General features: G+C 71.4%; 24 protein-coding genes. 10 read left to right on the top strand and 14 right to left on the bottom strand.

All coding sequences use genetic code 11. The annotated features are described in order from the left end of the window. Window positions 1-137: 137 nt before the first annotated feature. Together cueR and BUE30_RS01920 are read right to left on the bottom strand one after the other, a co-directional pair. Window positions 138-593, bottom strand: coding sequence for a Cu(I)-responsive transcriptional regulator (cueR, locus tag BUE30_RS01925; protein WP_073326106.1), 456 nt, complete (start codon window positions 591-593; stop codon window positions 138-140). Continuing rightward, window positions 590-3,136: a heavy metal translocating P-type ATPase gene (locus BUE30_RS01920; RefSeq protein WP_073326515.1), complete on the bottom strand. Its 2,547-nt coding sequence runs from the start codon at window positions 3,134-3,136 to the stop codon at window positions 590-592. The genes cueR and BUE30_RS01920 overlap by 4 nt, the downstream gene beginning before the upstream one ends. A gap of 153 nt (window positions 3,137-3,289) precedes the next feature. On the opposite strand from BUE30_RS01920, the gene BUE30_RS01915 reads away from it, so the two are divergent. The 4 genes from BUE30_RS01915 to BUE30_RS01900 all read left to right on the top strand — a co-directional run bounded on the left by BUE30_RS01915 (window position 3,290) and on the right by BUE30_RS01900 (window position 5,477). Next, complete coding sequence (locus tag BUE30_RS01915; protein ID WP_073326104.1) at window positions 3,290-3,490, top strand: heavy-metal-associated domain-containing protein; 201 nt, start codon at window positions 3,290-3,292, stop codon at window positions 3,488-3,490. Window positions 3,491-3,525: 35 nt separating this feature from the next. Next, the gene (copM, locus tag BUE30_RS18200; protein ID WP_342068321.1) at window positions 3,526-4,056 is read left to right on the top strand and encodes a CopM family metallochaperone; all 531 of its coding nucleotides are present in this window, start codon (window positions 3,526-3,528) and stop codon (window positions 4,054-4,056) included. Continuing rightward, window positions 4,053-4,496: a c-type cytochrome gene (locus BUE30_RS01905; protein WP_073326102.1), complete on the top strand. Its 444-nt coding sequence runs from the start codon at window positions 4,053-4,055 to the stop codon at window positions 4,494-4,496. Before copM ends, BUE30_RS01905 begins: the two co-directional genes overlap by 4 nt. A 129-nt stretch (window positions 4,497-4,625) precedes the next feature. Beyond that, window positions 4,626-5,477, top strand: a complete 852-nt coding sequence (locus BUE30_RS01900; RefSeq protein WP_073326101.1) for a DUF305 domain-containing protein — start codon at window positions 4,626-4,628, stop codon at window positions 5,475-5,477. A gap of 137 nt (window positions 5,478-5,614) precedes the next feature. On the opposite strand, the gene BUE30_RS01895 is transcribed toward BUE30_RS01900, so the two are convergent. Together BUE30_RS01895 and BUE30_RS01890 are read right to left on the bottom strand one after the other, a co-directional pair. Further along, window positions 5,615-5,938, bottom strand: a complete 324-nt coding sequence (locus tag BUE30_RS01895; protein ID WP_073326099.1) for a YnfA family protein — start codon at window positions 5,936-5,938, stop codon at window positions 5,615-5,617. After that, the gene (locus BUE30_RS01890) at window positions 5,938-6,366 is read right to left on the bottom strand and encodes a MerR family transcriptional regulator (protein ID WP_073326097.1); all 429 of its coding nucleotides are present in this window, start codon (window positions 6,364-6,366) and stop codon (window positions 5,938-5,940) included. Before BUE30_RS01890 ends, BUE30_RS01895 begins: the two co-directional genes overlap by 1 nt. Window positions 6,367-6,514: 148 nt before the next feature. On the opposite strand from BUE30_RS01890, the gene BUE30_RS01885 reads away from it, so the two are divergent. The 4 genes from BUE30_RS01885 (at window position 6,515) to BUE30_RS01870 (ending at window position 11,222) form a co-directional block, all read left to right on the top strand. Next, on the top strand, window positions 6,515-8,800 hold the full coding sequence (locus BUE30_RS01885) for a heavy metal translocating P-type ATPase (RefSeq protein WP_073326095.1): 2,286 nt from the start codon (window positions 6,515-6,517) through the stop codon (window positions 8,798-8,800). Window positions 8,801-8,813: 13 nt separating this feature from the next. Next, window positions 8,814-9,293: a DUF411 domain-containing protein gene (locus BUE30_RS01880; RefSeq protein WP_073326093.1), complete on the top strand. Its 480-nt coding sequence runs from the start codon at window positions 8,814-8,816 to the stop codon at window positions 9,291-9,293. A 344-nt stretch (window positions 9,294-9,637) separates the two neighbouring features. Beyond that, window positions 9,638-10,573: a class II glutamine amidotransferase gene (locus BUE30_RS01875; RefSeq protein WP_073326091.1), complete on the top strand. Its 936-nt coding sequence runs from the start codon at window positions 9,638-9,640 to the stop codon at window positions 10,571-10,573. Window positions 10,574-10,589: 16 nt separating this feature from the next. Next, window positions 10,590-11,222, top strand: a complete 633-nt coding sequence (locus BUE30_RS01870; protein ID WP_073326089.1) for a poly-gamma-glutamate hydrolase family protein — start codon at window positions 10,590-10,592, stop codon at window positions 11,220-11,222. A gap of 293 nt (window positions 11,223-11,515) precedes the next feature. On the opposite strand, the gene BUE30_RS01865 is transcribed toward BUE30_RS01870, so the two are convergent. Next, entirely contained in the window at window positions 11,516-11,794 is a 279-nt protein-coding gene (locus tag BUE30_RS01865) for a hypothetical protein (protein ID WP_073326088.1), read from the bottom strand. Window positions 11,795-12,000: 206 nt separating this feature from the next. Here BUE30_RS01865 and BUE30_RS01860 point away from each other — a divergent pair, with 206 nt between their 5' ends. Continuing rightward, the gene (locus BUE30_RS01860; protein ID WP_073326086.1) at window positions 12,001-12,492 is read left to right on the top strand and encodes a hypothetical protein; all 492 of its coding nucleotides are present in this window, start codon (window positions 12,001-12,003) and stop codon (window positions 12,490-12,492) included. 4 nt (window positions 12,493-12,496) lie between these two features. Here BUE30_RS01860 and BUE30_RS01855 read toward each other — a convergent pair whose 3' ends face one another. Then, complete coding sequence (locus BUE30_RS01855; RefSeq protein WP_073326084.1) at window positions 12,497-13,138, bottom strand: response regulator; 642 nt, start codon at window positions 13,136-13,138, stop codon at window positions 12,497-12,499. After that, complete coding sequence (locus BUE30_RS01850; protein ID WP_073326082.1) at window positions 13,135-14,529, bottom strand: sensor histidine kinase; 1,395 nt, start codon at window positions 14,527-14,529, stop codon at window positions 13,135-13,137. Before BUE30_RS01850 ends, BUE30_RS01855 begins: the two co-directional genes overlap by 4 nt. A 460-nt stretch (window positions 14,530-14,989) precedes the next feature. Between BUE30_RS01850 and BUE30_RS01845 the strand changes: the two genes are divergently transcribed. Continuing rightward, window positions 14,990-17,833 carry a sensor domain-containing protein gene (locus BUE30_RS01845; protein WP_083601004.1) on the top strand — a complete coding sequence of 948 codons (2,844 nt, stop codon included), beginning with the start codon at window positions 14,990-14,992 and terminating at the stop codon, window positions 17,831-17,833. Here the strand turns inward: BUE30_RS01845 and BUE30_RS01840 are convergent. The 7 genes from BUE30_RS01840 to BUE30_RS01805 all read right to left on the bottom strand — a co-directional run bounded on the left by BUE30_RS01840 (window position 17,799) and on the right by BUE30_RS01805 (window position 26,485). After that, window positions 17,799-20,069, bottom strand: a complete 2,271-nt coding sequence (locus tag BUE30_RS01840; protein WP_073326078.1) for a PAS domain S-box protein — start codon at window positions 20,067-20,069, stop codon at window positions 17,799-17,801. The two genes, BUE30_RS01845 and BUE30_RS01840, sit on opposite strands and share 35 nt — an antisense overlap. Before the next feature lie 465 nt (window positions 20,070-20,534). Beyond that, window positions 20,535-20,951 (bottom strand): cation:proton antiporter, encoded by a 417-nt coding sequence (locus BUE30_RS01830; RefSeq protein WP_073326072.1) that lies wholly within the window; start codon window positions 20,949-20,951, stop codon window positions 20,535-20,537. Beyond that, window positions 20,948-21,205, bottom strand: coding sequence for a K+/H+ antiporter subunit F (locus tag BUE30_RS01825; RefSeq protein ID WP_073326513.1), 258 nt, complete (start codon window positions 21,203-21,205; stop codon window positions 20,948-20,950). The genes BUE30_RS01830 and BUE30_RS01825 overlap by 4 nt, the downstream gene beginning before the upstream one ends. A gap of 23 nt (window positions 21,206-21,228) precedes the next feature. Next, window positions 21,229-21,729, bottom strand: a complete 501-nt coding sequence (locus tag BUE30_RS01820) for a Na+/H+ antiporter subunit E (RefSeq protein WP_073326070.1) — start codon at window positions 21,727-21,729, stop codon at window positions 21,229-21,231. A 1-nt stretch (window position 21,730) separates the two neighbouring features. Continuing rightward, window positions 21,731-23,275, bottom strand: a complete 1,545-nt coding sequence (locus BUE30_RS01815; protein WP_073326068.1) for a monovalent cation/H+ antiporter subunit D — start codon at window positions 23,273-23,275, stop codon at window positions 21,731-21,733. Then, complete coding sequence (locus BUE30_RS01810) at window positions 23,272-23,616, bottom strand: Na+/H+ antiporter subunit C (protein ID WP_073326066.1); 345 nt, start codon at window positions 23,614-23,616, stop codon at window positions 23,272-23,274. Before BUE30_RS01810 ends, BUE30_RS01815 begins: the two co-directional genes overlap by 4 nt. Window position 23,617: 1 nt before the next feature. Then, window positions 23,618-26,485, bottom strand: a complete 2,868-nt coding sequence (locus BUE30_RS01805; protein ID WP_073326064.1) for a monovalent cation/H+ antiporter subunit A — start codon at window positions 26,483-26,485, stop codon at window positions 23,618-23,620. Window positions 26,486-26,622: the final 137 nt, after the last annotated feature.

Here is a 26,622-nt window from a genome sequence, read left to right as displayed (position 1 = left end):
GTATCGGCCCGCGTCCAGTCTGCGGAAAGCGCCATAGCGATGCAAGGGGGCCGCCCGGGACGACCGCGTCCTGCAGGATCGCCCCGGGGCGCCGCCGGGGACAAGGCGCGCGCGGGGCTGGCGCCTTCGAAGGGGGGTCAGGCGCCGCCGGGGGCCCCGCCCCGCCGGCTGGCAGGCCCCGCCGGGCGAGGATCGGCGGCCTCCGTCTGCGCCGAGAGGCCGTCGAGGATCGGGCAATCGGGGCGGTCGTCGCCGGCGCAGGAGGCGACGAGATGCTCCAGCGTCCTCCGCATCTCGGCCAGTTCCTCGATCTTCGCCTGCAGCTCGTCGATATGGCCCCTGGCGATCGCCTTCACCTCGGCGCTCGACCGGCGCTTGTCGCGCCAGAGCGCCATCAGCGCCTGGATCCGCTCGATCGGGAAGCCGAGGCGGCGGGCGCGGCGGATGAAGGCGAGCGTGTGGACGTCGCTTTCGGTATAGGTGCGGTAGCCGTTGGCGCTGCGCGCCACGTACCCGATCAGGCCGATGCTCTCGTAGTAGCGGATCATCTTCTGGTTCACCCCGGAAGCCTTGGCCGCGTCTCCGATGTTCATCGGGTCCTCCCTTCCCGGGCGGCGGTGTGGACCGCCCTGTATCCGTCGGTCGTGGCGGCGCGGGGCGGGGCGAACCGCCTGAGGCGCAGCGCATTGGCGAGCACGCTGACGCTGGACAGCGCCATGGCGAGCGCGGCGAAGACCGGCGAGAGCAGGATGCCGAAGGCCGGCCACAGCGCGCCCGCGGCGACCGGGATCAGCGCGGCGTTGTAGACGAAGGCCCAGCCGAGGTTCTGCGTGATGTTCGCCATCGTCGCCCGGCTGAGCGCGAGCGCGTCGACCACCCCGCGCAGGTCGCCGGACATCAGCACGACCTCCGCCGCCTCGATGGCGATGTCGGTGCCGGTCCCGATCGCGATACCGATATCGGCCTGCGCGAGGGCGGGCGCGTCGTTGATGCCGTCGCCGACGAAGGCGACGCGGGTGCCGCCCTGCTGCAGCGCCCTGATCGCGTCGACCTTGCCGCCGGGCAGAACCTCGGCCACGATCTCGTCGATGCCGAGCCGGGCGGCGATGGCGCGTGCGGTGCGGGCATTGTCGCCGGTGATCATCGCGACCTTCAGGCCCTGCGCGTGCAGGGCGCGGATCGCCTGCGGCGTCGTCTCCTTGACCGGGTCCGCGACGGCGAGGATCGCGGCCAGCCGCCCGTCGATGGCGGCATAGAGCGGGGTCTTGCCGTCGTCGCCAAGCCGCTCGGCCACCGCCGAGAAGGCTGCGACGTCGAGCCCCATCTCCCGCATGAGCCGGTCGGCGCCCGCGGCGACGCTCTTGCCCTCCACCGTGGCGGTCACGCCGAAGCCGGGCCGCGCCTCGAAGCCCTGCGCCTGCGGCAGGGCACCGGCGGCGCGGGCGGCGGCGACGATCGCCTCGGCGATCGGGTGCTCGGAGGCGGCTTCCACGGCGCCGACGAGCCGGAGCACCGCGTCGCGGTCGAAACCGTCCGCTACCTCGAGGTCCGTCAGCTCCGGCCGGCCGCGGGTCAGGGTGCCGGTCTTGTCGAGCGCGATCACCTCGGCGCCCCGCAGCGTCTGCAAGGCCTCGCCGCGGCGGAACAGGATGCCGAGCTCGGCCGCCTTGCCGGTGCCCACCATGATCGAGGTCGGCGTGGCGAGGCCCATCGCGCAGGGGCAGGCGATGATGAGGACCGCGACCGCGTTGACGAGGGCGAAGGTCAGCGCCGGATCGGGCCCGAAGACCAGCCAGACGAGACAGGTCAGCGCCGCCGCCGCCATGACGGCCGGCACGAACCACAGCGTCACCTTGTCGACCAGCGCCTGGATCGGCAGCTTGTCGCCCTGCGCCTCCTCGACCATGCGGACGATCCGGGCGAGCAGCGTGTCGGCGCCGACCCTTGTGGCGCGGAACGTGAAGGTACCGGTGCGGTTGATCGTGCCGCCGATCACCTCGTCGCCCTCGCCCTTCTGCACCGGCACCGGCTCGCCGCTGATCATCGCCTCGTCGACGAAGCTCGACCCGTCCAGCACGAGCCCGTCGACCGGGATCCTCTCGCCGGGGCGGACCCGCACCCGGTCACCCACGACGACCTCCTCGATGGGCACGTCGCGCGCGTCGCCGTCCCGCAGGACGCGCGCCGTCCGGGCCTGCAGCTTCAGCAGGCCGGTGATCGCGGCCGAGGTCCGGCCGCGGGCCAGCGCTTCCAGCCAGCGGCCGAGGAGGATCAGTGTGACGATCACCGCCGCCGCCTCGAAGTAGACGCCGCTCGTGCCGGCGGGCAGAAGGCCCGGCGCGAAGGTCGCGACGACCGAATAGCCCCACGCCGCCGAGGTGCCGAGCGCTACGAGGCTGTTCATGTCGGGGCCCCCGCGCAGCAGCGCCGGCCAGCCCCTTGCGTGGAACTGCCAGCCCGGCCCGAACAGCACGGACGTGGCGAGCGCGAAGAGGATCAGGTGGATGTTCTGCTGGCTCGTCCACCCCAGCAGCCAGTGGTGGAAGCCGGGCACGAGGTGGCTGCCCATGTCGAGCACCACGACCGGCAGCGTCAGCGCGCCCGCGAGGATCAGCTGCCGGCGCAGGTGCCGCGCATCCTCGTCGCGGGCCGCCTGGCGCTCCGCCCGCTCCTCTCCACTGCCGCTGGCGGGCTTCGCCTCGTATCCGACCCGCCCCACGGCGGCGACGAGGTCGGCCGCGCTGACGGCGCCCGCCGGTATCCGCACGACCGCCGTTCCCGCAGCGAGGTTCACCGACGCGTCGAGGACGCCCGGCACCGCCTTCAGCGCCCGGTCGACCCGCCCCACACACGAGGCGCAGGTCATTCCCTCGACGGCGAGCGTCACCTGCTCGAGCCGCGGCTGGTATCCCGTCGCCTCCACCGTCTCGACGAGGGCGCCGATCCCGGTGCCGGCCGCCGCGCGGACCCGCGCGCGCCCGGTGGCGAGGTTGACGCTCGCCTCGCTCACACCCGGCACCTTGCCGAGCGCGCGCTCGACGCGCCCCACGCAGGAGGCGCAGGTCATCCCGTCGATGCCGATGTCGAAGACGCGGCCCGCGCCGCCCTCGTCGATGCTCCGCTGTCCGTCCGGCATGAAGGCCCCCCGAGTCTCGCAATCGACGACCCAGATAGGGCTTCCCATGGTGGGAGGGTCAAGCCCCGTGAAATTCCTTTCCGCTCCCGTCTTGACCTTCCCATGTGGGAAGACCCGACATCCGTTCCGGGAGATCCGACAAGGAGAAACAAGATGCTGAATCTGCACGTGACGGGCATGACCTGCGGCCATTGCGAGGCCGCCGTGACCCGGGCGATCCACTCGGTCGATCCGCTGGCGGAGGTGACGGTCAACCGGGCGGCCGAGCGCGTGACGGTCGACTCCCCCGCCGATCCCGAGGCCGTCCGACGCGCCATCGAGGACGAAGGCTACGGGGCCTCACAGGCCGCCTGACCGGCGGAGTCCATCGAACCAGGAGGAATGACGACATGACACGCGGACGATGGATTGCGGGCGGCCTCTCGGTCGCTCTCGCGGTGCCGGGGGCGGGACTCGCCCAGATGGCCGACCACGGGGCGCATGGGGACGACCCCATGCCGATGATGCAGCAGGGCGCGATGTCCGAGGACATGCGCGCCGGGATGGAGGCGATGATGCGCCCCATGATGCAGGAGATGATGCGCGGGATGATGGCGCAGGACGGCGCTGTTCCCTCGGGCGGGCACGGCGGTCACATGGCGACGGACGCACCCCGGCCGGCGGGGTCGCCCTCGACCGAGGCTTACCGCGCGGCCAACATGGCGATGCATTCCGCGATGGACATCGAATTCACCGACGACGCCGACATCGACTTCGCGCGCGGCATGATCGGGCACCACCAGGGCGCCATCGACATGGCGCGGATCGTCCTCGAGCACGGCGAGGATCCGGACCTGCGGCAGCTCGCCGAGGAGATCATCGCGGCGCAGGAAGCCGAGATCGCCTTCCTGCGGAACTGGATCGCCGAGACCGCGGAATGAGGGCAGGGGCCAGGGCGCTGCTTCTGGGCGGCGGCCTCCTGTCCGGTGCCGTCCTGCTGACGGCATCGGGCGGGGCGAGCGACACCCACCCGCCCGATGCCGCACTCCTCGCCGAGGGGCGCGCCCTCTACGAGGCGCATTGCGCGTCCTGCCACGGGGCGCAGCTGGAGGGGCAACCGGACTGGCGCAGGCCGCTCCCCTCCGGCCGGCTTCCGGCGCCGCCCCACGACGCGTGCGGCCATACCTGGCACCATCCGGACCGGATCCTGTTCCGCATCGTGCGGGAGGGGACGGCCGCCATCGTCGGCGGCGGCTACGAGAGCGACATGCCGGGCTTCGGCGGCATCCTCTCGGACGCCGAGATCGAGGCGGTCCTCGCCTACATCAAGAGCACCTGGCCGGAGCGCGAACGGGCCCACCAGGAGAACCTCGGCCCCTGACCCCGTCCCGCCGGCGGCGCCGGGACGGCCCGTCTGCCGGAACCCTCCAGGGCGGGAAGGTCGTTCCGCCCGCACAAGGTCGTCCGGCCCGGGGCAGGGGGACCGGGTCCAGACGGAAGGAGACACCGCATGTCCTACTGGCGTTTCGCCGCGATGATCGCGACCTCCACGATCGTCATGTTCGGGCTGATGTATCTGAACACCTACGAGATCGAGCACGTCTATTGGTCCGAGACGCGGGCCTGGATGGCGCTGCTGATGGGGGCGGTGATGGCCTTCATCATGCTGGCCTTCATGCTGTCGATGTATTCGAGCCGGGCGGTCAACGCGGCCATCTTCGCCGGATCGGTCCTCGTCTTCGCCGGGGCGCTGTGGCTGGTGCGCAGCCAGGTCACCGTGCAGGACCGCAGCTACATGTCCGCGATGATCCCGCACCATTCCATCGCGATCATGACCTCCACCCGGGCCGAGATCACCGACCCGCGCGTCCGCCGCCTCGCCGACGACATCATCTACGCGCAGGACAAGGAGATCGCCGAGATGCGCTGGCTGACCGCCGAGCTGTCCACCGGCGCGGAGGCGGCGGCGCCTATCCAGGGCGGCGCCTCCGTCGAGCTGGTCCCGGCGGAGGAGGCGCTGTCGACGGAATCGCTCGCCGGAATCGATCCCGAATTCCTGACCGGGGAGGAGATCGACCGCGTCTTTCCGGACGGCCGGGCCTGCGCCTTTTCCTATACCGTGGGCAGCCCGCCCGTCCTCGTGACAGGCGAAATCGACGGCGCCCCCGCGGCGCTGCTGCGGATCAGCGGCGACCTCGTGCGGCTGGACGGGACCGCGGATGCATCGGGCGGCACCCTGACCGCCGGCCCCCTGTCGGCCGAGCTGCGCCCCACGGGCGACGGCGATTATACCGACCTGCTCATGTCCGCCGGCGAGACCTACGGCGCCGGCTTCCGCGGGCATTACGGCTGTCCGGGCTAGGCCATGGGTCGGCGGGCGCCCCGCCGGCGAAGGGGACGGTCCCCGGCAAGGTACGGGCGAACGCAGCGGAAGGCGCCCCGCAATCGCGCGCGAAGTCCTGAGACCGCCCGCGCGGCCGGCCGCCCAGCGCCACGCAGCTATCCGGCCCGCGGCGCGGCGAGAATGAGCACGGTTCCGATCAGGCACAGTCCCGCGCCGCCGAGATCCCAGAGATCCGGCCGCTGCCCTTCCGCCCCCCACATCCAGAGGAGCGACGCCACGATGTAGATGCCGCCATAGGCGGCGAAGGCGCGTCCGGCGAAGCCCGCCCCGACCTGCGCGAGGAGCCAGCCGAACAGCGCGAGCGCCACGAGCCCCGGACCCAGCCAGAGGCTCGAGGCGCCGCGCCACCAGTGCCATATTGCGAAGCATCCGGCGATCTCTGCCAAGGCGGCCAGCGGGTAGGCGAGGGCCGCCGGCATCAGGCGCCGGCCCGGTCGTGATCGCTGAGACATTGCTCGTGGTCGCGCAGAACCTCGAGGATGCGGCAATCGGCGACCCGGTCCGCATCGCAGTCGCGGAGCATCCGTCGCAGCTCGACCCGCAGCGCCTCGAGCCGGGCGATGCGTGCCTCGACCTCGCGAAGCTGCCTCTGCGCGACGGCGTCGACCTCGGCGCAGGACCGTTCCGGGCTGTCGGACAGATCGAGCAGCTCGCGGATGGCCTCCAGCGAAAAGCCGAGCTGCCGGGAATGCCGGATGAAGGACAGGCGGTCCAGCTCGACATTCCCGTAGCGCCGCTGCCCGCCCTCCGTCCGACCGGGTTCGGGCATCAGGCCGATCTGTTCGTAGTACCGGATCGTCTGGACCTTCGTGCCGGTCCGTCTGGCGAGCGTGCCGATCGAAAGCATGCGGGTGTCCCTCCGGGCTCTGGTGTCTGGACCACGGGGCCCCGCGACCTCGCGGGCGATGCGGATGTCTTCCCGTGGCGTCTTGAACCTACAGTTGCTGTAGACCCTATATCGCGGTTCGAGTGGAGAATCACGACGGAGAAACAGCATGGCGGGCGGGATTGCGGCCAGGCGCGAATGGCGCGTCACCGGCATGGATTGCGGCGCCTGCGCCGCCAAGGTGCGCGGCGCGGTCGAGCGTCTGCCCGGCGTCGCGGATGTGGACGTGGCGCTGATGGCCGAGCGGCTGCGGCTGACCCTCGACGAGGGCCGGACGCCGCCCGAGCGGATCGAGACGGCCGTCCGCGGCGTCGGGTTCGGCATCGCGCCCGCGGGCGCACCGCCGGAGAGGCCGACGGGCGGCTTCGTGCTGCCGGACGGGGCGTTTCCGGATGCGGCGAAGGCCGGGGGCGACACCGATCCGGCAGAGAGCGACGAGCCGGCCGGCGGCGCATCGCCCTCGTGGATGTCGTCCGCCCGGGGGCGGCTGGTGATCGCGACCGGCGCGCTGCTGGCCGTGGCCTGGGCCTCGCGGCTCGTCCTGCCGGCCGGGATCGCGCATTGGGCCTTCGTGCTGGCGACGCTGATCGGGATCCTGCCCGTGGCGCGGCGCGCCGCCCTGATGGCGCGGGCCCGCATGCCCTTCACCATCGAGATGCTGATGACCATCGCCGCCGGCGGCGCCCTCGTGATCGGCGAGCCGGAGGAGGCGGCGCTGGTCGTCTTTCTCTTCGCCGTGGGCGAACTCCTGGAAGGCGTCTCGGCCGGCAAGGCGCGCGACAGCATCCGGGCGCTCTCGAAGCTCGTGCCGAAGACGGCGCGGCTCGAGGTGGGCGGCACGACGCGGGAGGTCCGGGCCGGGACGCTCCTTGTGGGCCAGGTCGTCCGGGTCCGCCCCGGCGACCGCGTGCCCTGCGACGGCGAGGTGATCGAGGGGACGTCCGGCGTCGACGAAAGCCCCGTGACCGGCGAGAGCGTTCCGCGCCTCAAGGAGCCGGGTGCGGCGGTCTTCGCCGGGTCGATCAACGCCGAGGCGCTGCTGCGCGTGCGGGTGACAAAGTCTGCCGAGGACAACACCATCGCCCGCATCGTCCGGCTCGTGGAAGAGGCCGAGAGCGCGCGCGCCCCGACCGAGCGCTTCATCGACCGGTTCAGCCGGGTCTACATGCCGGCCGTGGTCGGGGCGGCAGCCTTCGTCGCCGTGGTCCCGCCGCTGGCCTTCGGACTGGACTGGGGCGAATGGGTCTATCGTGCGCTGGCGCTGCTGCTGATCGGGTGCCCCTGCGCGCTGGTCATCTCGGTGCCCGCCTCGATCGCCTCGGCGCTGTCGACCGGGGCGCGCCACGGCCTCTTGATGAAGGGCGGCGCGGTGATCGAGGCGGCGGCCCGAACGACGCATGTCGCCTTCGACAAGACCGGGACGCTCACGCAGGGCCATCCGCGCGTGACGGACGTCACGGTGCTGAGCGGCCGCGAGGATGACCTCATGGCACTCGCCGCCGGGGTCGAAGTCGGGGCGAGTCATCCGCTGGCCCTCGCCATCACGGCCGAGGCCGAAAGGCGGGGCGTGGACGCCGCCCCCGCGACCCGGTCCCGCGCGCTGCCCGGCAAGGGGGCGGAGGCGGTGATCGACGGCGCGACCGTCCGCGTCGGCTCCCCCCGCCTGGCGGAGGAGCGCGGCGCCCTCACGGACGGTCTGCGCGCCCGCGTGGCGGCGCTGGAGGCCGAGGGCAGGACGGTGGTCGTCGTGCTGCGCGACGACGCTCCCCTGGGCCTCGTCGCGTTGCGGGACGAGCCGCGCGCGGATGCGGCCGAGGCCGTCGCGCAGCTTCGCGACCTCGGCCTCTCGTCGATCATGCTGACCGGGGACAATGCCCGCACCGCCCGGGCCATCGCGGCGGGGCTGGGGATCGAGCATCGCTCGGACCTGATGCCGGAGGACAAGGTGGCGGCGATCCGCGACCTGGCGGCGGAGGGCCGCGTGATGATGATCGGCGACGGCATCAACGACGCGCCCGCGCTCGCCGCCGCGCATGTGGGCGTCGCCATGGGATCGGGCACCGATGTCGCGCTCGAGACGGCCGACGCGGCGATCCTGCGCGACCGCGTGACCGACGTCGCCGGCACGATCCGGCTCGCCCGGACCGCGATGTCGAACATCCGCCAGAACATCGCCATCGCTCTGGGGCTGAAGGCGGTCTTCCTCGCGACCACGATCCTCGGGATCACCGGCCTCTGGATCGCGATCCTCGCCGATACCGGCGCCACCGTGCTCGTGACGATGAACGCCCTCCGTCTGCTGGCCTTCCGGCCCACGGGCGCGCCCGGCCGCGCCGGCCGCGCGGCCCGGGCCACCGGGCCGGTCCGCCCCGGTCCCGCCTCCGCAACCACCTGAACAGGAGAGACCGATGATCCTCACCCGACGTGCCATGATGGCCTCCGCCGCGAGTTTCGCCGCCAGCTTCGCCGCGACGGCGCCGACCGACGGCCCGGCCCAGGCCCCGCTCTCGATCCATGTCCTCAAGGATCCGAATTGCGGGTGCTGCACCGCCTGGATCGGGATCCTCGAGGCGGAGGGCTTCACCGTCACCACCGAGCGCAGCTTCGGCACGCTCCTGATCCGGCACAAGCTCGAGAACGGAATCCCCCCGGACATGACCTCCTGCCATACCGGCGAGATCGAGGGCTACATGATCGAGGGACACGTGCCGGTGGCCGACATCCGGAGGCTGCTCGCCGAGCGCCCCGATGCCGTCGGTCTCGCCGTGCCCGGCATGCCCTACGGATCGCCGGGAATGGGGCCTCAGGACGCGCGCGAGGCCTACGATGTCTACCTGATCGGCAGGGATGGCAGCACCGGGATCTTCTCCAGCTACGACGCCGCCTGAGCGCACGGCATTCGCGGCGGCCGGGGCGGCGCGATGGCCGCCCGCATCGCCGGGATCGAGGGGGTCCGAAGGGCCGCCACAGCCGGAACCGCGAGATGACCGCTCCCGCACGGGCCCGGCGGTCGTTCTCGGGGCCCGGGAGCGAGGCTCCGAGACGGGCCGCTGGCGGGGCCCCCCGTGGCGGCCGGGCGGGGGCAGGCGCCGGGCACGGCGACCGTCCGGCCCGAAAGCGGCCGACTTGCCGGGCGGTCCGACAGGGCCAGATTGCCCGCCGAACACGGCGCTCTCTTCTCGCGGATCCTCAGGCGCCGGAAGGGCGTCGATCCATCGCGATCGGAGATCCCATGTGCCGCGTCCTCGCCTATATCGGGCCCGACCTTCCGCTCGAGAACCTGTTGACGAATCCCGAGAACAGCCTCCTGAACCAGAGCCTCGATCCCGAGCTGCATCCGGACCTCCAGCTCGCCGGCTGGGGTTTCGGCGCCTGGAGCGAGCACCTGCTCAAGCCCGCAGAACCGCTCCTCTACCACCGCCCGAAGGCCGCCTTCTACGACGACAACGTGAGGGGGATCATCCCGAGCCTGCAGGCGAGCACGCTTCTCGCCCATGTCCGGGCATCGGGTTACGATGCGGGCGTCGTCCAGGCCGACGAGAACTGCCATCCCTTCGCCTTCGACGGCACGCCCTGGATCATCGCCCAGAACGGCGCCCTGCCGAACTGGCGGCGTCTCCAGAAGGAACTCCTCCGGCATTGCGAGGACCGTTACCTCGAACAGATGCGCGGCACGACCGACACGGAATTCCTCTACGTCCTGCTGTTGTCGCTGCTCGAGGGGAACAGCGATGCCGAGGTGAAGGCGGCGTTCGAACGGATGCTGGCCCTGATCCTGCAGGCGATGCGCAGGCTCGACCTGGCGGCGCTGACCAAGCTCAAGATCGCGCTCGTGACGTCCGACCGGATCATCGGCGTGAACTACGGCTGCGGCCATGCGGGCGAAACGGACGTGACGGGCGACTGGGAAGCGCTGCGGAAGACCGATCTGCCGCTCTCGATGCTGCTGGAGCCGATGTATGTCCTGCTGGGCCGGAACTTCGAGGATTACGAGGATTCGTACGACGTCGATGTCTGCCCGGAAGGGGAGGCCACCTCGGCCATCCTCGCTTCCGAGCCGCTGACCGAGAACGGCGAGGACTGGATGCGGGTCGAGTTCGGCACGATCGTCTTTCTTCGCCGCGAGGGGAGCACCATCTCGAAAACCGTCAGCCGGCTCGACCCGTGATCGGGAGGGGTGTCCGATGACGGATCGCTACGGCCGCTTCGCCGATCTCGAGGCCGCCTCCCGCAGCGGGGTCGATTATCGCATCCGGGTGGAGGATCGCGGCTCGCCGGTCGTCGTGATCGCGCCGCATGGCGGGACCATCGAGCCCGGGACCGCGCGGATCGCCGGGGCCCTGGCCGGCGCCGACGTCTCCTTCTACGCCTTCGAGGCGCTCGAGCCCGGAGCGCACGGGGACTTCCATATCACGTCCCACCGCTTCGACGAGCCGCGGGCACTCGATCTCGTCGGGCGGTCCCGCTTCGCCCTCGCCATCCACGGACGCAAGGATGACGGGACCGATACCGTCTGGCTGGGGGGCCGCGCCGCCGAGCTGCGCGACGCGATCGGCGATGCGCTGCGCCGCGCGGGGTTCGCGGCGGAACCCGGCACGCGCCTGCCCGGCCTGCACGAGACGAACATCTGCAACAGGACCCGATCCGGAGCCGGCGTGCAGATGGAACTTCCGATGTCGCTGCGGCGCAGGCTGGCGACCGACCGGGCCGGCCTCGAGACTTTCGTACAGGCGGTCCGCTCCGCCATGCAGTCGCTCGGCCTGACGGGGCGCGAGGAGGGCAACCCGGCCTCCGCCCCGCGGAGCGGGAAGCGCTGAACCGCAGCCGCGCGTTCCCCGGTGGCCGGGTTTCCCCCGGTGCCCGGTTCCGGCCGGGCGCGGCGACGGGGCCGGATCCGGTGCGGCAGGCGTGCCGGTGCAGGAGGCGAGCCGGCACGAGGAATTTCCGCGTCGCCCGGCATAACCCGACCTGCCTCCCCGGGTCGGCCGACCGGCGGCGCCGGGGGGCGGGGCGATCCGCCGGGGTGCGGGGCAGGGCGCGATGGAGGGCGCCGGGTTTCGCACCTGCAGGGCAATGCGCCCGGTCGAAGTTCCGACCGGGCGCGGTAGTGTCAGACGCGGCATTCGGGATGTTCGAGGATGTCCCGTGCGTCGTCGCAGCCCGAGCCGCCCGGAACGCGGGGCCGCCGCCGCCCGCGATCGTCCGAGCGGTCGTCCCGGCGACGATCCTCCACGTGGGTATCGTCGCGCCCCCGGCCGCGCCCCCGGCGGTCGAACTCGGCGACGGGGCCGTCGATGGCGAAGGCCGGACCGTGGATGGCGGCGTGGGCCGGGGCGAGCGGGGCGGCGGCGCCGAGGGCGAGAAGGGCGAGGGTGGTAAGGGTCTTCATGTCGGGTCTCCCTTTGTTGACTGGACCGTGACAGCACCATGCCCTTCCGCCCCGTCCCGCGGCACCGACCGGGGTCCGGCGATCTCGCTCCGGTCGCGGGACCATGGGCGGGACGGATCGTCGGACCTTGGTCGGTGGTCCGGACCGCGCCGCCCGGTAGTGTGGACCGGCCCCTCTGCCCCCCGCGTCCGAGATCCGGTTGCCCGATGCCCGCCCCATCCGCCTCGCCTCACCCGCTTTCCCGCCGCGCGCTGCTGTTGGGGGGCGCCCTCGGCCTGCTGCCGGTCCGGGCCCTGGCGCGGGACGGCGAGGACGACGACGGACACGACGGCGGACATGACGACGGGGACGACAGCGGGCGGGGCCGCGGACGCGGACGGGGGGGAGACGGGGACGGGCGCGAATCCGACAGGGAGGACGGCCCCGGCCGCGACGACGACCGGAGCGGTCCGGGAGGCGGAGAGGACGGCGCCGGCCACGACGACCGCCGGGCCGGCGATGACGAAAGCGCCGACCGGCGCAGCGGCGACGATGGCGGGCCGGCGGGGATCCCCGATCTCGCGCTGCTCTATCCCGACGGCTGGGTCGAACGGATCCGGGCCGGTCGGTACGAGCTGATCGACGATCGCGGACGGCGCGTGAACGAGCGCGCGGCGACGCGCGGCGATTACGACCGGATGAGCGCCCTGATCCGCTGAGGGCTCAGGACCAGCGGTCCCGTGCCAAGAGGGCCGCCTCGGTGCGGTTGCGGACCTGCAGCTTCTGCAGGATCGCGGTCATGTAGTGCTTCACCGTCTTCTCCTGCAGGCCGAGCGCCGCCGCGACCTCGCGGTTCGACTGGCCCCTGGCCACGCGCCTCAGGATGTCCTCCTCGCGGCGGGTCAGCTCGTCGAGCGGAGAGGTCTCGGCCCGCGCGGCGGGGCGGGGGGCGCTGAGTGCGCGCAGCACCTCGCCCGCGACGTTCGGGGCGACATAGGTGCGCCCCGCCGCCAGTTCCCGCGCGATGGCCGCGAGGTCCGCGCCGCCCACGCCCTTCAGCACGTAGCCGATCGCTCCCCCCTTGAGCGCGCGGACCACGTCGTCGCCTTCCTCGGACACGGTGAGCATGGCGATCCGCGGCGGGTCCGGCAGCGCGGCGATCCGGCCGGCGGCGGCGATGCCGCCACCCGGCATCGAGATGTCGAGGAGGACGAGGTCCGGCCGCAGCGCCGCCGCCATCGCGACAGCCTCGTCCGCGGTCGCGGCCTCTCCCGCGATGTCGAACCCGGCCTCGGCCAGGGTCCGCGCGACCCCGTCGCGGTAGAGCGGATGGTCGTCCGCGATCAGCACCCGGATCGGGGTCATGTCTCTTCCTCCAGTTCCATCTCCAGCGCCGTGCCGCCGCCCGGCCGGGGGGTAAGCGCGAAGCGCCCGCCGAGGCTCTCGACCCGGTCGCGCAGGCCGTTCAGCCCGAGGCCCGGCCCAGCGGCGAAGGGAGGGCCCGGTCCCCGGTCGCGGACGGCCAGGGCGTAGCCCGCCGGGCGCTGCGCCAGGGCGACATCGACTCCCGCGCCGCCGGCATGGCGCGCGGCGTTGGTCAGGCCCTCCTGCACGAAACGGTAGGCGCAGAGCCGCGCGCCCTCGGACAGCACGGCGGGCGGCTCTCCCTCCACCGCCAGGGACACGTCGGTTCCGTGATGCGCGCGGTGGGCGGCGATGGCGCTCTCGACGATGCCGCGCAGACCGCGCCCGGCGAGGTCGGGCAGGGCGAGGCCGCGTGACAGGGCGCGCACCTCGTCCATTGCCCGGCCCACGGCCAGGGCGACGGCATCCACCTCGCGGCGCGGCGCGCCTTCCGCCAGCGCCCCGCGCACGGCGTCGAGACGGAGCGCGGCGAAGGCGAGGTTCTGCGCCGGCCCGTCATGCAGGTCGGCGCCCAGCCGCCGCAGCTGCCGGTCGCTCTCGGTCGTGGCGCGGCTGGCGGCGGCCTGCACGCGCAGGCGCAGGTCGCGGTTGCGCGCCGACAGCGCGGCCAGTTCGGCCACCTGCGCGTCGAGCCGCGCGCGCTGCGCCTCGATCGTGCGGCTGCCGCCCCGGACGATCCCCCACAGCAGCAGCCCCAGCGCCCCGAGCGTGCCCGCGACCGCCGCCCAGGCCCGCCCCCGCGCGCGGGCGAGATCGCCGGCCAGCTCGGTCCCGATCTCGTAGAATTCCGCCACCGCGACGACCTCGCCGCTCCATGTCCCGCGCACCGGCGAATAGATCTCGAGCAGCGGCAGGCCGAGCGCCGCCTCTCCCGCGCTCTCGGCATCGCCGAGCTCGTCGAACTCCGCCACGATGGCCCCGTCGAAGGCCCGGAGCAGTCCGTCGGTCAGCGCGAATCCCTGTCCCGCGAGGGCGGGGTCGCGGGCGGACAGGATCGTGCCGTCCGGGGCCCAGAGCTTGAACGAGACGACCCGCTGACCGAGCGGCGTGTTCTCGAAGAGCTCGTCCAGGGCCCGCAGCGCGCCGGCCGACAGCGCGCCGTCCGCCGCGAGCTGGTCGCCGATGGGAGAGACGAAGCTCTCCATGTAGAGCGCGGTCGCGTTGGCGCTGTTGCGCACCACCCCGTCCTCGATCACCCGCACGACCACCCAGCCCACGGCGAGCGCGGCGAGCCCCAGGACGAGGCCGGACGCGACGGCATAGCGCGACGCCAGCGACAGGCGGTGCCACGGTCCCTCGCTACTTGTGGTTTCGGCAGGCCGGACGTCCATCGCGGCATCTGGCACGGCGCCCGCCGCCCCGGCAACGGACCTTGGTCGGATGAAGAGAGGGCCGCCGGCCGCCCGGTGCGCGGGAGGGGGCGGCCGGGACCCCGTTCAACGGGCGCCCCGGGCCGGGAGCCCGTCACCGGTCCGGTCCGATGGAAGCCGATCCGGAGGGCGAGGGCGCCTGTTCCGACCGGGCGGCACGCCCGGGTCCGGGCCGTGATCCGGTCGTCCGTCACGGCCGGGGACGCGAGGTCATGGGCGGGGAAGAGGCCGCCGCCGGTCGACCGGCAGATGCACGTCCTCACCTTAATATGGACCGGATTCGCCTAAAAGGTTAACGGACGATCTCCGGCCCCGGCGGTCGGGCCGGCCCTCCGCGCGGGGGCACGCTCAGGGAGGACCGACAGTGACCAGGCTCGACAGGATTTCTCCGCCCGACCGCTCCGCGGCGAGGGCCCTCGGGATGCCGGATAGCTTTCCCTGCATGTTCCATGTCACCGACACGAGCGGGCGGATCGTCCAGGTCAGCGACCAGTGGCTCGCCACGCTCGGCTACGACCGGGAGGAGGTCGTCGGCAGCCGGAACGCCGCCTTTCTCGCCGAGGATTGCGCGGCGAGCGCGCAGGCGCGCATGTCCGACATCCTGCGAGAGGGACGGAAGGACGACCTCGTCTGCGAGTTCGTCAGCAAGGCCGGAAAGGTCGTCCCCTTCCGCCTGTCGGTGGAGCCGGTGGCGGAGGAGGGCGGCCAGCCGCTCGGGGTGGTCGCGGTCCTGACGCCCGTCGAGGTGGGAAGCGACGTGGTCGAGGAGCTCGGCCGCAAGTCCTATCGCCTCCAATCCTGCCTTGAGGCCACCGAGGCGGGGATCTGGGAATGGAACGTCCAGACGGGCGAATCCAGCGTCAACGAACGGTGGGCGGCGATGCTGGGCTACCGGCTGGAGGATCTCCAGCCGATCTCGGCCGAGACGTGGAGGGCCTTTGCCCATCCCGACGATCTGCAGCGATCGATGGACGCGCTGCAGCGGCATTGGGACGGCGAGACGGAGTCCTACGATGTCGAGGCGCGGATGCGGCACCGAGACGGACACTGGGTCTGGGTGCATGACCGCGGCCGCGTCTTCACGCGGACCCCGGACGGCGAGCCGGAATGGATGTTCGGGACCCATTTCTCGCTCGACGAGCAGCGGCAGCGGGCACGCAATGCCGAGCGGATGGAGCGGCTGCTCAACCGCACCGGTCTCGCGGCGGGGATCGGGGGGTGGGAGCTGGATCTCGAGACGAACGAGCTGCTGTGGACCGACGAGACCCGGCGCATCCACGGTGTGGACAGGGCGTATCGGCCCGATGTCGCGAAGGCCCTCGACTTCTACGCCCCCGAAGCGCGGGAGCAGGTGGGCCAGGCCGTCGACCGGGCGCTGTCCCACGGCACCCCCTGGGATCTGGAGCTCCCCTTCGTTCGCGCGACTGGCGAGCGGATCTGGGTCCGGGCCATCGGCGAAGTCGAGCTTCGCGACGGCCGGGCCCGCAGCCTGTTCGGGGCATTCCAGGACATCACCGATCGCCGCCGGGAGCACGAGGAGCTCCGCCGGGCCCGCGAGACCGCCCAGCAGGCGGAGCAGCGCCTCTGGGCCGCCGTCGAGGCGGTGCCGGATGCCTTCGCCCTCTTCGATTCCGAAGATCGGGCCGTCATGTTCAACCAGAAGTATCGCGACCTCTACGCGGCCTCCGGCGACGTGGTCGCGGTCGGGCAGACTTTCGAGGCCATCCTGCGGGAAGGGTTGCGCCACGGGCAGTATCCCGAAGCGATCGGCCGGGAGCAGGCCTGGCTCGAGGAGCGGCTCGAGCGGCACCGCAACCCGTCCGGGCCCGTCGCGCAGGAGCTGCCCGGCGACCGCCACGTCATGGTCCACGAGGCGCGCCTGCCGAACGGGGACACGGTCGGCTTCAGGGTCGACGTCACGGAACTCCGGAGGCAGGAACGCGAGCTGAAGGTCCGGGCCGAGGCGCTGGAGGCGGCCGCCCTGACCGATCCTCTCACGGGCCTGCTGAACCGCCGCGGCCTCGAATCCTACCGGCAGGGCTTCGCGTCCGTCCCGGACGAGAGCTTCGGCGTCATCCATCTCGACCTCGATCGCTTCAAGCCGATCAACGACGTCTTCGGGCACGCCGCCGGCGACCATCTGCTACGGCATGTGGCCGACATCCTGCGCTCGAGCGTGCGCGGGGGGGATGGCGTCGCCCGGGTCGGGGGCGACGAGTTCGTCGTCGTGCTGAGGGGGCCCTGCACCGAGACCCTGGCCCGGCGGATCGCCTCGCGCATCATCGCCCGGTGCCAGGATGCCGTCCTCTGGCAGGACCGGATTCTGCATTACGGCGTGAGCGCGGGGATCGCCGTCGGGCCCGCGGCGGAGCTGGCGCGCCTGCAGGAGGACGCGGACATCGCCCTCTACGAGGCCAAGCGCTCCGGGCGAAACCGGTCCCACGTCTTCGGCGAACCCCTGCGCGAGCGGATCGAGGCGCGCAAGACGCTGTCCGACGACCTGCTCGAGGGGCTCGAACGGGGCGAGATCATCGCCCATTACCAGCCGCAGGTCTGCGCGCGCACGGGGGACATCGTCGGGGCCGAGGCGCTGGCCCGGTGGGAGCATCCGACGAGGGGTCTGCTCGGCCCCCGGGATTTCCTCGCCCTGGCGGACGATCTGGGCCAGACCGGCAGGATCGACCGGACGGTCTACCTGCACGCGATCGAGACCGGGCGGGCCTTCAGCCAGGGCGGAACGCCGCTCCCCGGGATCTCGATCAACTTCAGCCTCAAGAGGCTCGCCGAGGCCGGCGACCTTCCCTGGTTCGAGAACGCGTCCGCCCTGCCGTTCCGGATGAATCTCGAGATCCTCGAAACGCTCGACGTCGACGGGGATTTCGACGGCATCGAGGGCCTCATGGCCCATGTCCGCAAGAAGGGAATCGCGATCGTGATCGACGATTTCGGAAGCGGGCGGGCATCGCTCACCTCGCTCCTGAGGTTCCGGCCCGAACGGGTCAAGCTCGACGGCGAGATCACGCGCGCCGCCGTCAGCGAAAGCACGGGCGCCCGCGCGATGGTGCTCGCCATCGGGGACATGTGCCGCAGACTGGGCATCGCCATGACCGCGGAGGGGGTGGAGACCCGGGAACAGGCGGACCTGATGCGCGAGCTGGGATGCGACAGGCTGCAGGGGTTCCATTTCGGACCCCCGATGTCGCGGGACGATCTTCGCGCCGTCCTGGCCGTCAGGAAAGCTGCATCTGCTCGAGAGGCGCCGTGAATTCCGCCCGCAGACCGTCGTCCCGGTAGCGAAGGTCGCTGCCCCCCGTTCCTACCAGTCCCATGCCGATCAGCCGGGATCCGAAGCCCTGGCGCCGCTCGTCCGGAAGGCGGGGCGGTGGGCCCCCGGTCTCGGTCCAGGACAGGCGCAGTTCGGCGGCCGTGCCGGTGTCCTCCAGCCGCCAGTCGACGGCGACGCGGCCCATCTCGGAGGCCAGCGCGCCATGCTTGAGCGCGTTGGTCGCCAGTTCGTGCAGCAGCAGCGACAGCGACAGGGTCGCGCGCGATCCCAGCGGCACCGAGGGGCCGGAGATGTCGAACCTCTCGTCCATGCCGAAATTGCCCAGGACGGATCGCACTACCTCCTCCATCTCGGCGGCCGTCCATTGCCGTTTCAGCAGGACGTCGTGCGCCGACGAGATCGCCTGCAGCCGCTGGCGGAACGCGGTGAGGGCCGAGGGATCCGTCGTGCTGCGGAGGGTCTGGGACGCGATCGCCTGCACCATCGCCAGCGTGTTCTTCATCCGGTGCGAGAGTTCCTCGTTCAGCACCTGCTGCTGCGCCTCCGCCCGCCTCCGGACGCGGATGTCGCGGGTGACGGTCGCATAGGCCGTCGCCGCGCCGCGGTCGTCGCGCAGCGCGATCACGTCCCACATCACCGGGATCGGCTCGCCCGTCCCGAAGTGCCGGAAGTTGACCTCGCCGCGCCATTGGCCGGACGCCTCCATGGCGGGGAAAGCGGTGGCCGCGATCGCATCCCAGTCGGCGGGGTCGAAATAGTCCCGGATCGTCGTCGCCCGCGCCGCCGCCTCGTCCGGAAGCCCGACCAGGGCCCGTCCCGCCTCGTTCAGCCAGGACACGCGGCCGTCCAGCCCGGCGACGCCGATGAAATCGCCCGATTGCTCGACGATGGCGGCGAGGCGGCGCGTCTCGGCCTCCGCCTCCTTCCGGTCCGTGACGTCGACGGCAGAGCCGGAGAACCGCTCCGCCCGGCCCTCCGCGTCGTGGACCATCCGGCCCTTGCACTCGATCCATCGCAGGTCCCTGCCCGGAAGGGCCAGCCGGTATTCCACCTCGAACGGGCAACCGGTCTCGAAGGTCGCCCGGATGCGCCAGCGCAGGTCCGGCAGGTCGGCGGGCACGACGAAGTGCTGATACTGCTCCATGGTCAGGCCCTGCGCCGTCCGGTCCGGATCGAGCCCGTAGAGGCGCGCGAAATTGGCATCGCCGTGCAGCAGGTCGGTATCCACCATCCAGTCCCAGAGCCCGACGACGCCCGAGGCGTCGAGCGCGATCTCGAGGCGCTCGGCCGCTTCCCGCAGCTGCCGGTCGATCTCGCGCTGGCGGGTGCGGTCCCGCAGGATCTTGAGATAGCCCACCTGCGCGCCCTCCGCCGAGGTGAGCTGCATCATCTCGCCCAGCGCGTAGAACCGTTCCCCGCCCTTGCGGATGTGCCAGCGCTCGTCCCTGGCCCGGCCATGATCGCGCGCGCTGCGCATCTCGGCCTCGGGAATCCCGGCCGTCACGTCCTCGGGGGTGAAGAAGACGTCGGCCGGGCGGCCGACGATCTCCGCCGCGCACCAGCCGAGGATCCGCTCCGCGCCGGTGTTCCAGCTCGTGATGTTCCCTCGCAGGTCGAGGGTGATGATCCCGTAATCGATCGCGCTGTCGAGGATCTGGCGGTGCCGCGTCTCGGCGTCGCGGCTCTGCAGCGTGATCGCGCGGCTGTCCGAGACGGCCCGCCGGAGTTCCAGCTGTCCCATCACCAGCCGGGCGAGCCTTTCGAGGCTCGTCCTCCGCCGCGGATCCAGCCCCTCCCGGCGCGCCGCGCGATCCATCACGCAGAGCGTGCCGAGGATCGTGCCGCCGGGGGTCCGAAGCGGGGCGCCCGCGTAGAAGCGCAGGAACGGCGCGCCGGTGACGAGCGGATTGCCGCGCGTCCGCGGGTCCGCGGTCAGATCCGGGATGACGAGCGTCGCGCCCTCGTTGAGCGTATGGACGCAGAGCGCCTGCTCGATCGGGGTCTCCGACCTGTCGGCCCCGACCTGCGCCTTGAACCACTGGCGGCGGCCGTCCAGCAGCGTGATGAGCGCGATCTCGGTCCCGCAGATCTCGCCGGCGAGCTGGACGATATCGTCGAATTCCGCCTCGGGCGGCGTGTCCAGGATCCCGTATCCGGCCAGCGCGGCCCGCCGGTCCGCGGCGCCGGGCAGTTGCGCAGGTGCAAGGTCACTCATGTCGGCAATCGGCGCCCCGCCGCTGGCCCTCTGGCGGCAATGGAAGGAGATCGTCTTCAGGGCGCCCGGACCCTACGCGAAGTGCCTGTCCGAGGCAACTGGCAGCAGGCCCCGGACCCGAGCCGCTCCCGCCCCTCCTTCGCCCGATGCGGGTCCTGCATGCCGACCCGGATGGTCGCGCCGTCCCCCGCGGCCCGCACCTGCCTCAGGCAGGCGAGGGACGGGACGGCGAAGCGGACGATCCCCGACGGGAGAGGCGTCCCGCAGGGCCGCGGCCCCATTGCTTCGTCGAAAGCGCGGGGCGAGCGGACCGGAATGCCGGGCGCCGCCGGGTCCGGGCGCGGTCTCTTCGGCTGGGCGACCCGACACCGAACCGCGACGCGGCCCTCCCCGAGTCACGAGATTTCCGCCTGGGGTGGCGCCCGTTGCGCGGCCGGGATGATCCACGGATCTCCGGCGGGTGCTCTACCGCGCGACGGCGTCGGGATCGTCCTGTCCGGCCGGACGGTCGCCGGCGCCCGCCGCGTCCTCGGTCGGCTTCAGCGTCGCCCAGCCCCGCGCGCCGGGGGGCTTCGGCGGCGGGTCGCAGTCGCGGCGATGGATGTTCACCTTGGCGATGAAATTGGCCGAGACCGGCGCCGTGACGAAGAGGAACGCCATGATCAGCACCTCGTGGAACGACGGCTCCCCCAGCGCGGCGGCGTTCGTCATCGAGGCGAGCAGCAGCATCCCGATCCCGATCGTGCCGACCTTGGTGGGCGCGTGGAGGCGGGTCATCGGGCCGTCGAACTTCAGCAGTCCCGCGACGCCGATCAGGACGAAGGCCGATCCGATCAGCAGGAACAGGGCGGTGAGAAGCATGGCGAGATCGGCGAGCGTCATTCGATGATGTCCCCCCGCAGCAGGAACCGGGCCAGCGCCACGGTCGAGACGAAGCCGAGCATCGCGATCAGCAGGGCCACCTCGAAATAGACCTGGACGCCCTGGTAGATGCCGAGCACCACGACGAGGCCGAGCGCGTTGATGACCATCGTGTCCAGCGCCAGGATCCGGTCGCCGGTGGTCGGCCCGAGGGCCAGCCGCAGCATGGAGAGGACCGATCCGATGAGCAGGGCGACCATCGACACGACGATCATGATGTCGAGCAGGGCGGCGGCGCTCATGCGAAGATCTCCATCAGGCGGCGTTCGTATCTCGACTTGATGTCGTCGCGGACCTTGTCCGGATCGTCGGTGTGCAGGACATGGACGAGCAGGAAGTGCCCGTCCTCCGACAGGTCGGCCGAGACGGTGCCGGGCGTCAACGTGATCGTCCCGGCGAGCAGGGTGATCGCCTCGGGCTCCTTCAGGTCCAGCGGCACGCTGATCCAGGCGGGCTTCAGCCGGTCGTTGGGGACGGTGAGCACGATCCACGCGACTTCGAGGTTGGCCACGATGATGTCGCCGAGGACGATGATCGCGTAGCGCGCCATCCGGCCGATGCGGAAATCCTGCGGCTGGTCGGGCCACCAGATCGCCGTCGCCCGGGGGATCAGGATGCCGAGGATGAGGCCGAACACAGCCATCCCCGCCGTGAGGTCGTTCTGCAGCAGGATCCAGACGATGGCGAGGACCAGCGTCAGGAAGGGGTGGGGAAGGATCCAGTGCCAGGCCCTGCTCATCTCAGCCCTCCTCGTCCGGCACGATCATCTTGCCGATCCCGTCCAGCACGGTCTCGCGGTAGGCCTCTGCCCCGAAGAGATCGGCGGAGAGGTCGGTCATGTAGCCGTGGATCGGACCGGCGAAGGCGGTGTGGAGGACCAGCGCGGCGATCAGGCCGCCGACGGCGACGAAGGCCAGCGGCGCCGGGGCGACCGGGTTCTCCTCCTCCGGGACCGGCACCGTCTCGTCATGGGCCTTCCAGAACAGCATGCTGCCCGCGCGGGCGAAGCCCAGGACGGCGACCAGGCTCGAGGACAGGATCACCGCCCAGATCCAGACGGCCCAGGGGCTGGACCGGGAGGCGTCGAGGACGAGGAGCTTGCCCAGGAAGCCCGAGAGCGGCGGCAGGCCGGTCATGGCGACGGCGCCGGCGAAGAACAGGGCGGCGGTCAGCGCCCCCCCGGCCATCGGCGGCGCGGCATCCAGCCGGACGCCGCCCCGGCCCGTCCGCACCAGGTCCGAGATCAGGAACAGGATTGCGGCGGCGAAGGTGGAATGGACCATGTAGTAGAGCGCTGCGGCGATCCCCTCGGGCGAGAAGAGCGAGATCGCGATCATCACCGTCCCCATGGATCCCACGACGGAATAGGCGACCAGCCGGTCGACCCGCCGCGCCGCCAGCACGCCGATCATCCCGACGGCGAGCGAGATCACCGCCAGCGGCGGCAGCCAGAGGGTGTGCAGCCCCGCGGTCGCCTCCAGCCCGGGCGGAAAGATCATCGTGTAGACCCGGATGATTGCGTAGGCGCCGACCTTCGTCATGACCGCGAAGAGCGCGGCGACCGGGCCGGGGGCCTCGGCATAGCTCGCCGGGAGCCAGAAATGCAGCGGTGCCAGCGCCGCCTTGATCGCGAAGACGAGGATGAGGAGGACCGCGGCGACGCGGATGCCCACGGTCCCCTCGGGGCCGATCAGCGCGACGCGATCGGCCAGGTCGGCCATGTTGAGCGTCCCGGTCTCGGCGTAGATCGACCCCAGGGCGAAGAGGAAGAGGGTCGAGCCGATGAGGTTGTAGAGCACGTACTGCGTGCCCGCCTTCAGACGTGCGTCCCCGCCGCCATGGATCATCAGCCCGTAGGAGGCGATGAGCAGGATCTCGAAGAACACGAAGAGGTTGAAGAGATCGCCGGTAAGGAAGGCGCCGAGGATGCCCATCAGCTGGAACTGGAAGAGCGCGTGGAAATGCTTTCCCCGCGCGTCCCAACCCGATCCCACGGCATAGAGCAGGACGAACAGGGCGAGGGTCGAGGTCAGCAGGATCATCAGCGTCGACAGCCGGTCGCCGACGATCACGATCCCGAAGGGGGCGGCCCAGTCGCCCAGCCGGTAGTTCAGCACCGATCCGTCCGAGACCTGCCAGGCCAGCCCGGCCGACAGCGCCACCAGCGTCAGCACGCTCGCAAGCGAGAGCACCCGCTGGATCGGGACGTGATGCCGCGCCGCCAGCACGATGAAGGGCGCGACGAAGGCCGGCAGGACGATCGGCAGGATGATCCAGTGGCTCAAGACGTGCCCTCTCGGTCCTGCGGGGTGTCGTCGATGCGGTCGTCGTCGGAGCCGAGATAGGCGCCGAGCGCGATCATCACCGCCACGGCCGTCATCCCGAAGGAGATCACGATGGCCGTCAGCACCAGGGCCTGGGGCAGGGGGTCGGTGTAGAGCGTGACGTCGTCGGACAGGATCGGAGGGGCGCCGATCGTCAGCCGGCCCGAGGAGAACAGGAAGACGTTCACGGCATAGGTCAGCAGCGACATGCCGAGGATCACCGGAAAGGTGCGGAACCTCAGCACCAGGTAGATGCCGCCCGCAGTCAGCACGCCGACGATGAGCGCGACCAGGAGTTCCATCTCAGGCGGTCCCCCCCTGCTGCCCGGCATCCTCTCCGCGGGACGGGTCGATATCCATCGGGTGATCGGAGTCCTGCGTGTCCGCCCGCCGCGCGAGGCGGGAGAAGCTCTCGAGCGACAGCATCACCGCCCCCACGACGCAGAGCAGGACGCCGAGGTCGAAGCCCATGGCCGTGGCGATCTCGAATTCGGCGAAGGGCGGGATGCGGACATAGGTGAAGGCCGTCGACAGGAACGGCTTGCCGACGAACCAGGCGCCGATCCCGGTGAAGCCCGCGATCAGGACGCCCGCGCCGATGATCCCGTGATAGGGATAGCGCAGCCGCGCCGAGGTCCAGGCGAAGCCCGAGGCCATGTACTGCATCACGACCCCGATGGAGACGATGAGTCCGGCGATGAAGCCGCCGCCCGGCTCGTTGTGGCCGCGCAGGAAGATGTAGAAGCCCACCAGCAGGACCACCGGCATGATGACGCGGGTCAGCACGACCATCATCATCGGATGCATGTCGCCGGACCGCCGCTGGTCGGGGATGCGGTTGAGCAGCCGCCGCCGGACCGGACCGTCGAGCAAGGCCTCGGTCAGGGCGTAGATCAGCAGCGCGGCGATGCCGAGGACGATGATCTCGCCGTAGGTGTCGAAGCCCCGGAAATCGACGAGGATGACGTTCACGACGTTCGTGCCGCCGCCGCCCTTGTAGGAATTGGCGAGATGGAACTCCGAGATCGGCGTCGCGACCGCGTCGCGCAGCATGTAGTGATAGGCCAGCGTGAAGGTGGCCACGCCGCCCGCCACCGCCAGCACGCCGTCCCTGACCCGGCGCAGGACGCCGCTCTCCACCGGGCTGCGGTTCGGCAGGAAGTTCAGCGCCAGCAGGAGCAGGATGATCGTCACCACCTCGACCGTGAACTGGGTCATGGCGAGGTCGGGGGCCGAGAGGTAGACGAACCCGATCGAGACCATCAGCCCAACGATCCCGATGAGGATGAGGGCGAGGAAGCGGTTGCGGTGCAGGATCACGAGGCCGGCCGTCGCGGCGGCGAGGATCAGCGTCCCGATCACCGGGATCGGCCCGGCCGACTGGACCGACCGCGTCACCGCCCCGACCGTGCCGGTGACCCAGGCATGGGCTCCGAAGACGAGGATGGCGAGGATCGCGATGGCCGCGTAGCGGGTGAAGGCACCGTTGTGCAGACCGTGGGTCAGCGCCGACGCCCCCCGCACCGACGCGGCGATCACCCGGTCGAAGATCGACTTGGCCTCGGGCCGGGGCGCGGTCTCCCACAGGCGGGACAGAGGGGCATAGGCGAGGAACAGGATCATGCCCCCGACGAGCGCCGTGATCGAGAGGAAGAGCGCCGGCACCAGCCCGTGCCAGATCGCGAGATAGGCGTAGGGCACCTCGGCCGCGTCGCCCAGCAGCGCCGCCGTGACCAGCTTGACGAAGGGTTCGGCGAGGAAGGGGGCGCAGCCGATCACGATGAACAGCGTCACCAGGATCGCGGGCGGCACCCACAGGCCCGGGCCGGGATCGTGCGGCCGGGCCGGGTAATCGTCGCGCACCGGGCCGAGGAAGGTGTGCCCGATGAACCGGAAGGAATAGGCCGCCGAGAGGAGCGCGCCGAAGGTCGCCAGCGCCGGGGCCAGCCAGTCGAGCCCGAACAGTACCGTGTGCGTCGTCTCCTCCAGCATCATCTCCTTGGACAGGAAGCCGTTGAGGAACGGGATCCCGGCCATGGACAGCGCCGCGAGCGTCGCGATGACGAAGGTCACCGGCATCAGCCGCCGGAGCCCGCCCAGACGCCGGATGTCCCGCGTATGCGCCTCGTGATCGACGATGCCGGCCGACATGAAGAGCGCGGCCTTGAATGTCGCGTGGTTCAGGATGTGGAACACCGCCGCCATCGCGCCGAAGGCCGTCCCGGTGCCCAGAAGCATGGTGATGAGGCCGAGATGGCTGACGGTGGAGAAGGCGAGCAGAGCCTTGAGGTCGTTCTTGAAGAGCGCGATCAGCGCCCCCAGCACCATCGTCACCAGCCCCGCCGTGGTGACGATCACGAACCATTCCGGCGTCCCGGCCAGCACCGGCCAGAGCCGCGCCATCAGGAAGATCCCGGCCTTCACCATCGTCGCCGAGTGCAGGTAGGCCGAGACCGGCGTCGGCGCGGCCATGGCGTGCGGCAGCCAGAAATGGAACGGGAACTGGGCCGACTTGGTGAAGCAGCCCAGCAGGATCAGCAGAAGCGCCGGCAGGTAGAGCGGCGAGGCCTGGATCGCCTCGCGCTCGGACAGGATGACGCTGAGGTCGTAGCTGCCCGCGATGTTGCCGAGGATCAGCATCCCCCCGATCAGCGCCAGCCCGCCGCCCCCGGTCACCGTCAGCGCCATCCGCGCGCCCTGCCGTCCCTCGGGCAGGTGCTTCCAGAACCCGATCAGCAGGAACGAGGACAGCGAGGTCATCTCCCAGAAGATCAGCAGCAGCAGGATGTTGTCGCTGAGGACGATGCCGACCATCGCGCCCTGGAACAGCAGCAGGTAGGTGAAGAACTGCCCCGCATTGTCGTCGCGCGACAGGTAGTGCCGTGCATAGGCGATGATGAGCAGGCCGATGCCGAGGATCAGCAGTGCGAAGAAGAAGCCCAGCCCGTCGAGCATGAAGTTGGCGTCGAGCCCCAGGAGGGGCATCCAGCTCAGCCGGGCGGTCACCACCTCGCCCGCCCAGATCGCCGGCAGGTTCGACAGCAGGCCGATGAAGGCCGCGAGCGTGACGATGAACGTGACGGCGGCAGTGGCCGCACGCCCGGCCCCGTTCATGACGCCCGGAAGGAGCGCGCCGAGGAACGGCAGCGCGACGATCAGAAAAAGGGTCAAGTCGTCGGTTTCCTGATCACGTCAAGGTCGTGGGGCGGCGTCGGGCTGCTTCAGCTGATCCGGGTCGAAGTTGCCCGACATCATACACTTCTCTCGCCCTCGGGAAAGTGCATCAGGCGCCACGTCACCGAAATTTG

It is taken from the genome of Wenxinia saemankumensis (assembly GCF_900141735.1).
In the GTDB taxonomy this organism is placed as follows: domain Bacteria; phylum Pseudomonadota; class Alphaproteobacteria; order Rhodobacterales; family Rhodobacteraceae; genus Wenxinia; species Wenxinia saemankumensis.
Note: the sequence above shows the minus strand (reverse complement) of the source record. Positions and strands in the feature narration are given on the sequence as shown.

Excerpts from the sequence above, each read along its gene's own strand:
- BUE30_RS01920 (WP_073326515.1), bottom strand. The coding sequence starts at position 3,136 with ATGCCGGACGGACAGCGGAGCATCGACGAGGGCGGCGCGGGCCGCGTC.
- BUE30_RS01845 (WP_083601004.1), top strand. The coding sequence starts at position 14,990 with ATGCCGGATAGCTTTCCCTGCATGTTCCATGTCACCGACACGAGCGGG.
- BUE30_RS01890 (WP_073326097.1), bottom strand. The coding sequence starts at position 6,366 with ATGCTTTCGATCGGCACGCTCGCCAGACGGACCGGCACGAAGGTCCAG.
- BUE30_RS01880 (WP_073326093.1), top strand. The coding sequence starts at position 8,814 with ATGATCCTCACCCGACGTGCCATGATGGCCTCCGCCGCGAGTTTCGCC.
- BUE30_RS01870 (WP_073326089.1), top strand. The coding sequence starts at position 10,590 with ATGACGGATCGCTACGGCCGCTTCGCCGATCTCGAGGCCGCCTCCCGC.
- BUE30_RS01820 (WP_073326070.1), bottom strand. The coding sequence starts at position 21,729 with ATGAGCAGGGCCTGGCACTGGATCCTTCCCCACCCCTTCCTGACGCTG.
- BUE30_RS01905 (WP_073326102.1), top strand. The coding sequence starts at position 4,053 with ATGAGGGCAGGGGCCAGGGCGCTGCTTCTGGGCGGCGGCCTCCTGTCC.
- BUE30_RS01860 (WP_073326086.1), top strand. The coding sequence starts at position 12,001 with ATGCCCGCCCCATCCGCCTCGCCTCACCCGCTTTCCCGCCGCGCGCTG.
- BUE30_RS01830 (WP_073326072.1), bottom strand. The coding sequence starts at position 20,951 with ATGACGCTCGCCGATCTCGCCATGCTTCTCACCGCCCTGTTCCTGCTG.
- cueR (WP_073326106.1), bottom strand. The coding sequence starts at position 593 with ATGAACATCGGAGACGCGGCCAAGGCTTCCGGGGTGAACCAGAAGATG.
- BUE30_RS01900 (WP_073326101.1), top strand. The coding sequence starts at position 4,626 with ATGTCCTACTGGCGTTTCGCCGCGATGATCGCGACCTCCACGATCGTC.
- BUE30_RS01825 (WP_073326513.1), bottom strand. The coding sequence starts at position 21,205 with ATGATCGTCGTGTCGATGGTCGCCCTGCTCATCGGATCGGTCCTCTCC.
- BUE30_RS01875 (WP_073326091.1), top strand. The coding sequence starts at position 9,638 with ATGTGCCGCGTCCTCGCCTATATCGGGCCCGACCTTCCGCTCGAGAAC.
- BUE30_RS01855 (WP_073326084.1), bottom strand. The coding sequence starts at position 13,138 with ATGACCCCGATCCGGGTGCTGATCGCGGACGACCATCCGCTCTACCGC.
- BUE30_RS01885 (WP_073326095.1), top strand. The coding sequence starts at position 6,515 with ATGGCGGGCGGGATTGCGGCCAGGCGCGAATGGCGCGTCACCGGCATG.
- BUE30_RS01850 (WP_073326082.1), bottom strand. The coding sequence starts at position 14,529 with ATGGACGTCCGGCCTGCCGAAACCACAAGTAGCGAGGGACCGTGGCAC.
- BUE30_RS01915 (WP_073326104.1), top strand. The coding sequence starts at position 3,290 with ATGCTGAATCTGCACGTGACGGGCATGACCTGCGGCCATTGCGAGGCC.
- BUE30_RS01895 (WP_073326099.1), bottom strand. The coding sequence starts at position 5,938 with ATGCCGGCGGCCCTCGCCTACCCGCTGGCCGCCTTGGCAGAGATCGCC.
- BUE30_RS01865 (WP_073326088.1), bottom strand. The coding sequence starts at position 11,794 with ATGAAGACCCTTACCACCCTCGCCCTTCTCGCCCTCGGCGCCGCCGCC.
- BUE30_RS01840 (WP_073326078.1), bottom strand. The coding sequence starts at position 20,069 with ATGAGTGACCTTGCACCTGCGCAACTGCCCGGCGCCGCGGACCGGCGG.
- copM (WP_342068321.1), top strand. The coding sequence starts at position 3,526 with ATGACACGCGGACGATGGATTGCGGGCGGCCTCTCGGTCGCTCTCGCG.
- BUE30_RS01810 (WP_073326066.1), bottom strand. The coding sequence starts at position 23,616 with ATGGAACTCCTGGTCGCGCTCATCGTCGGCGTGCTGACTGCGGGCGGC.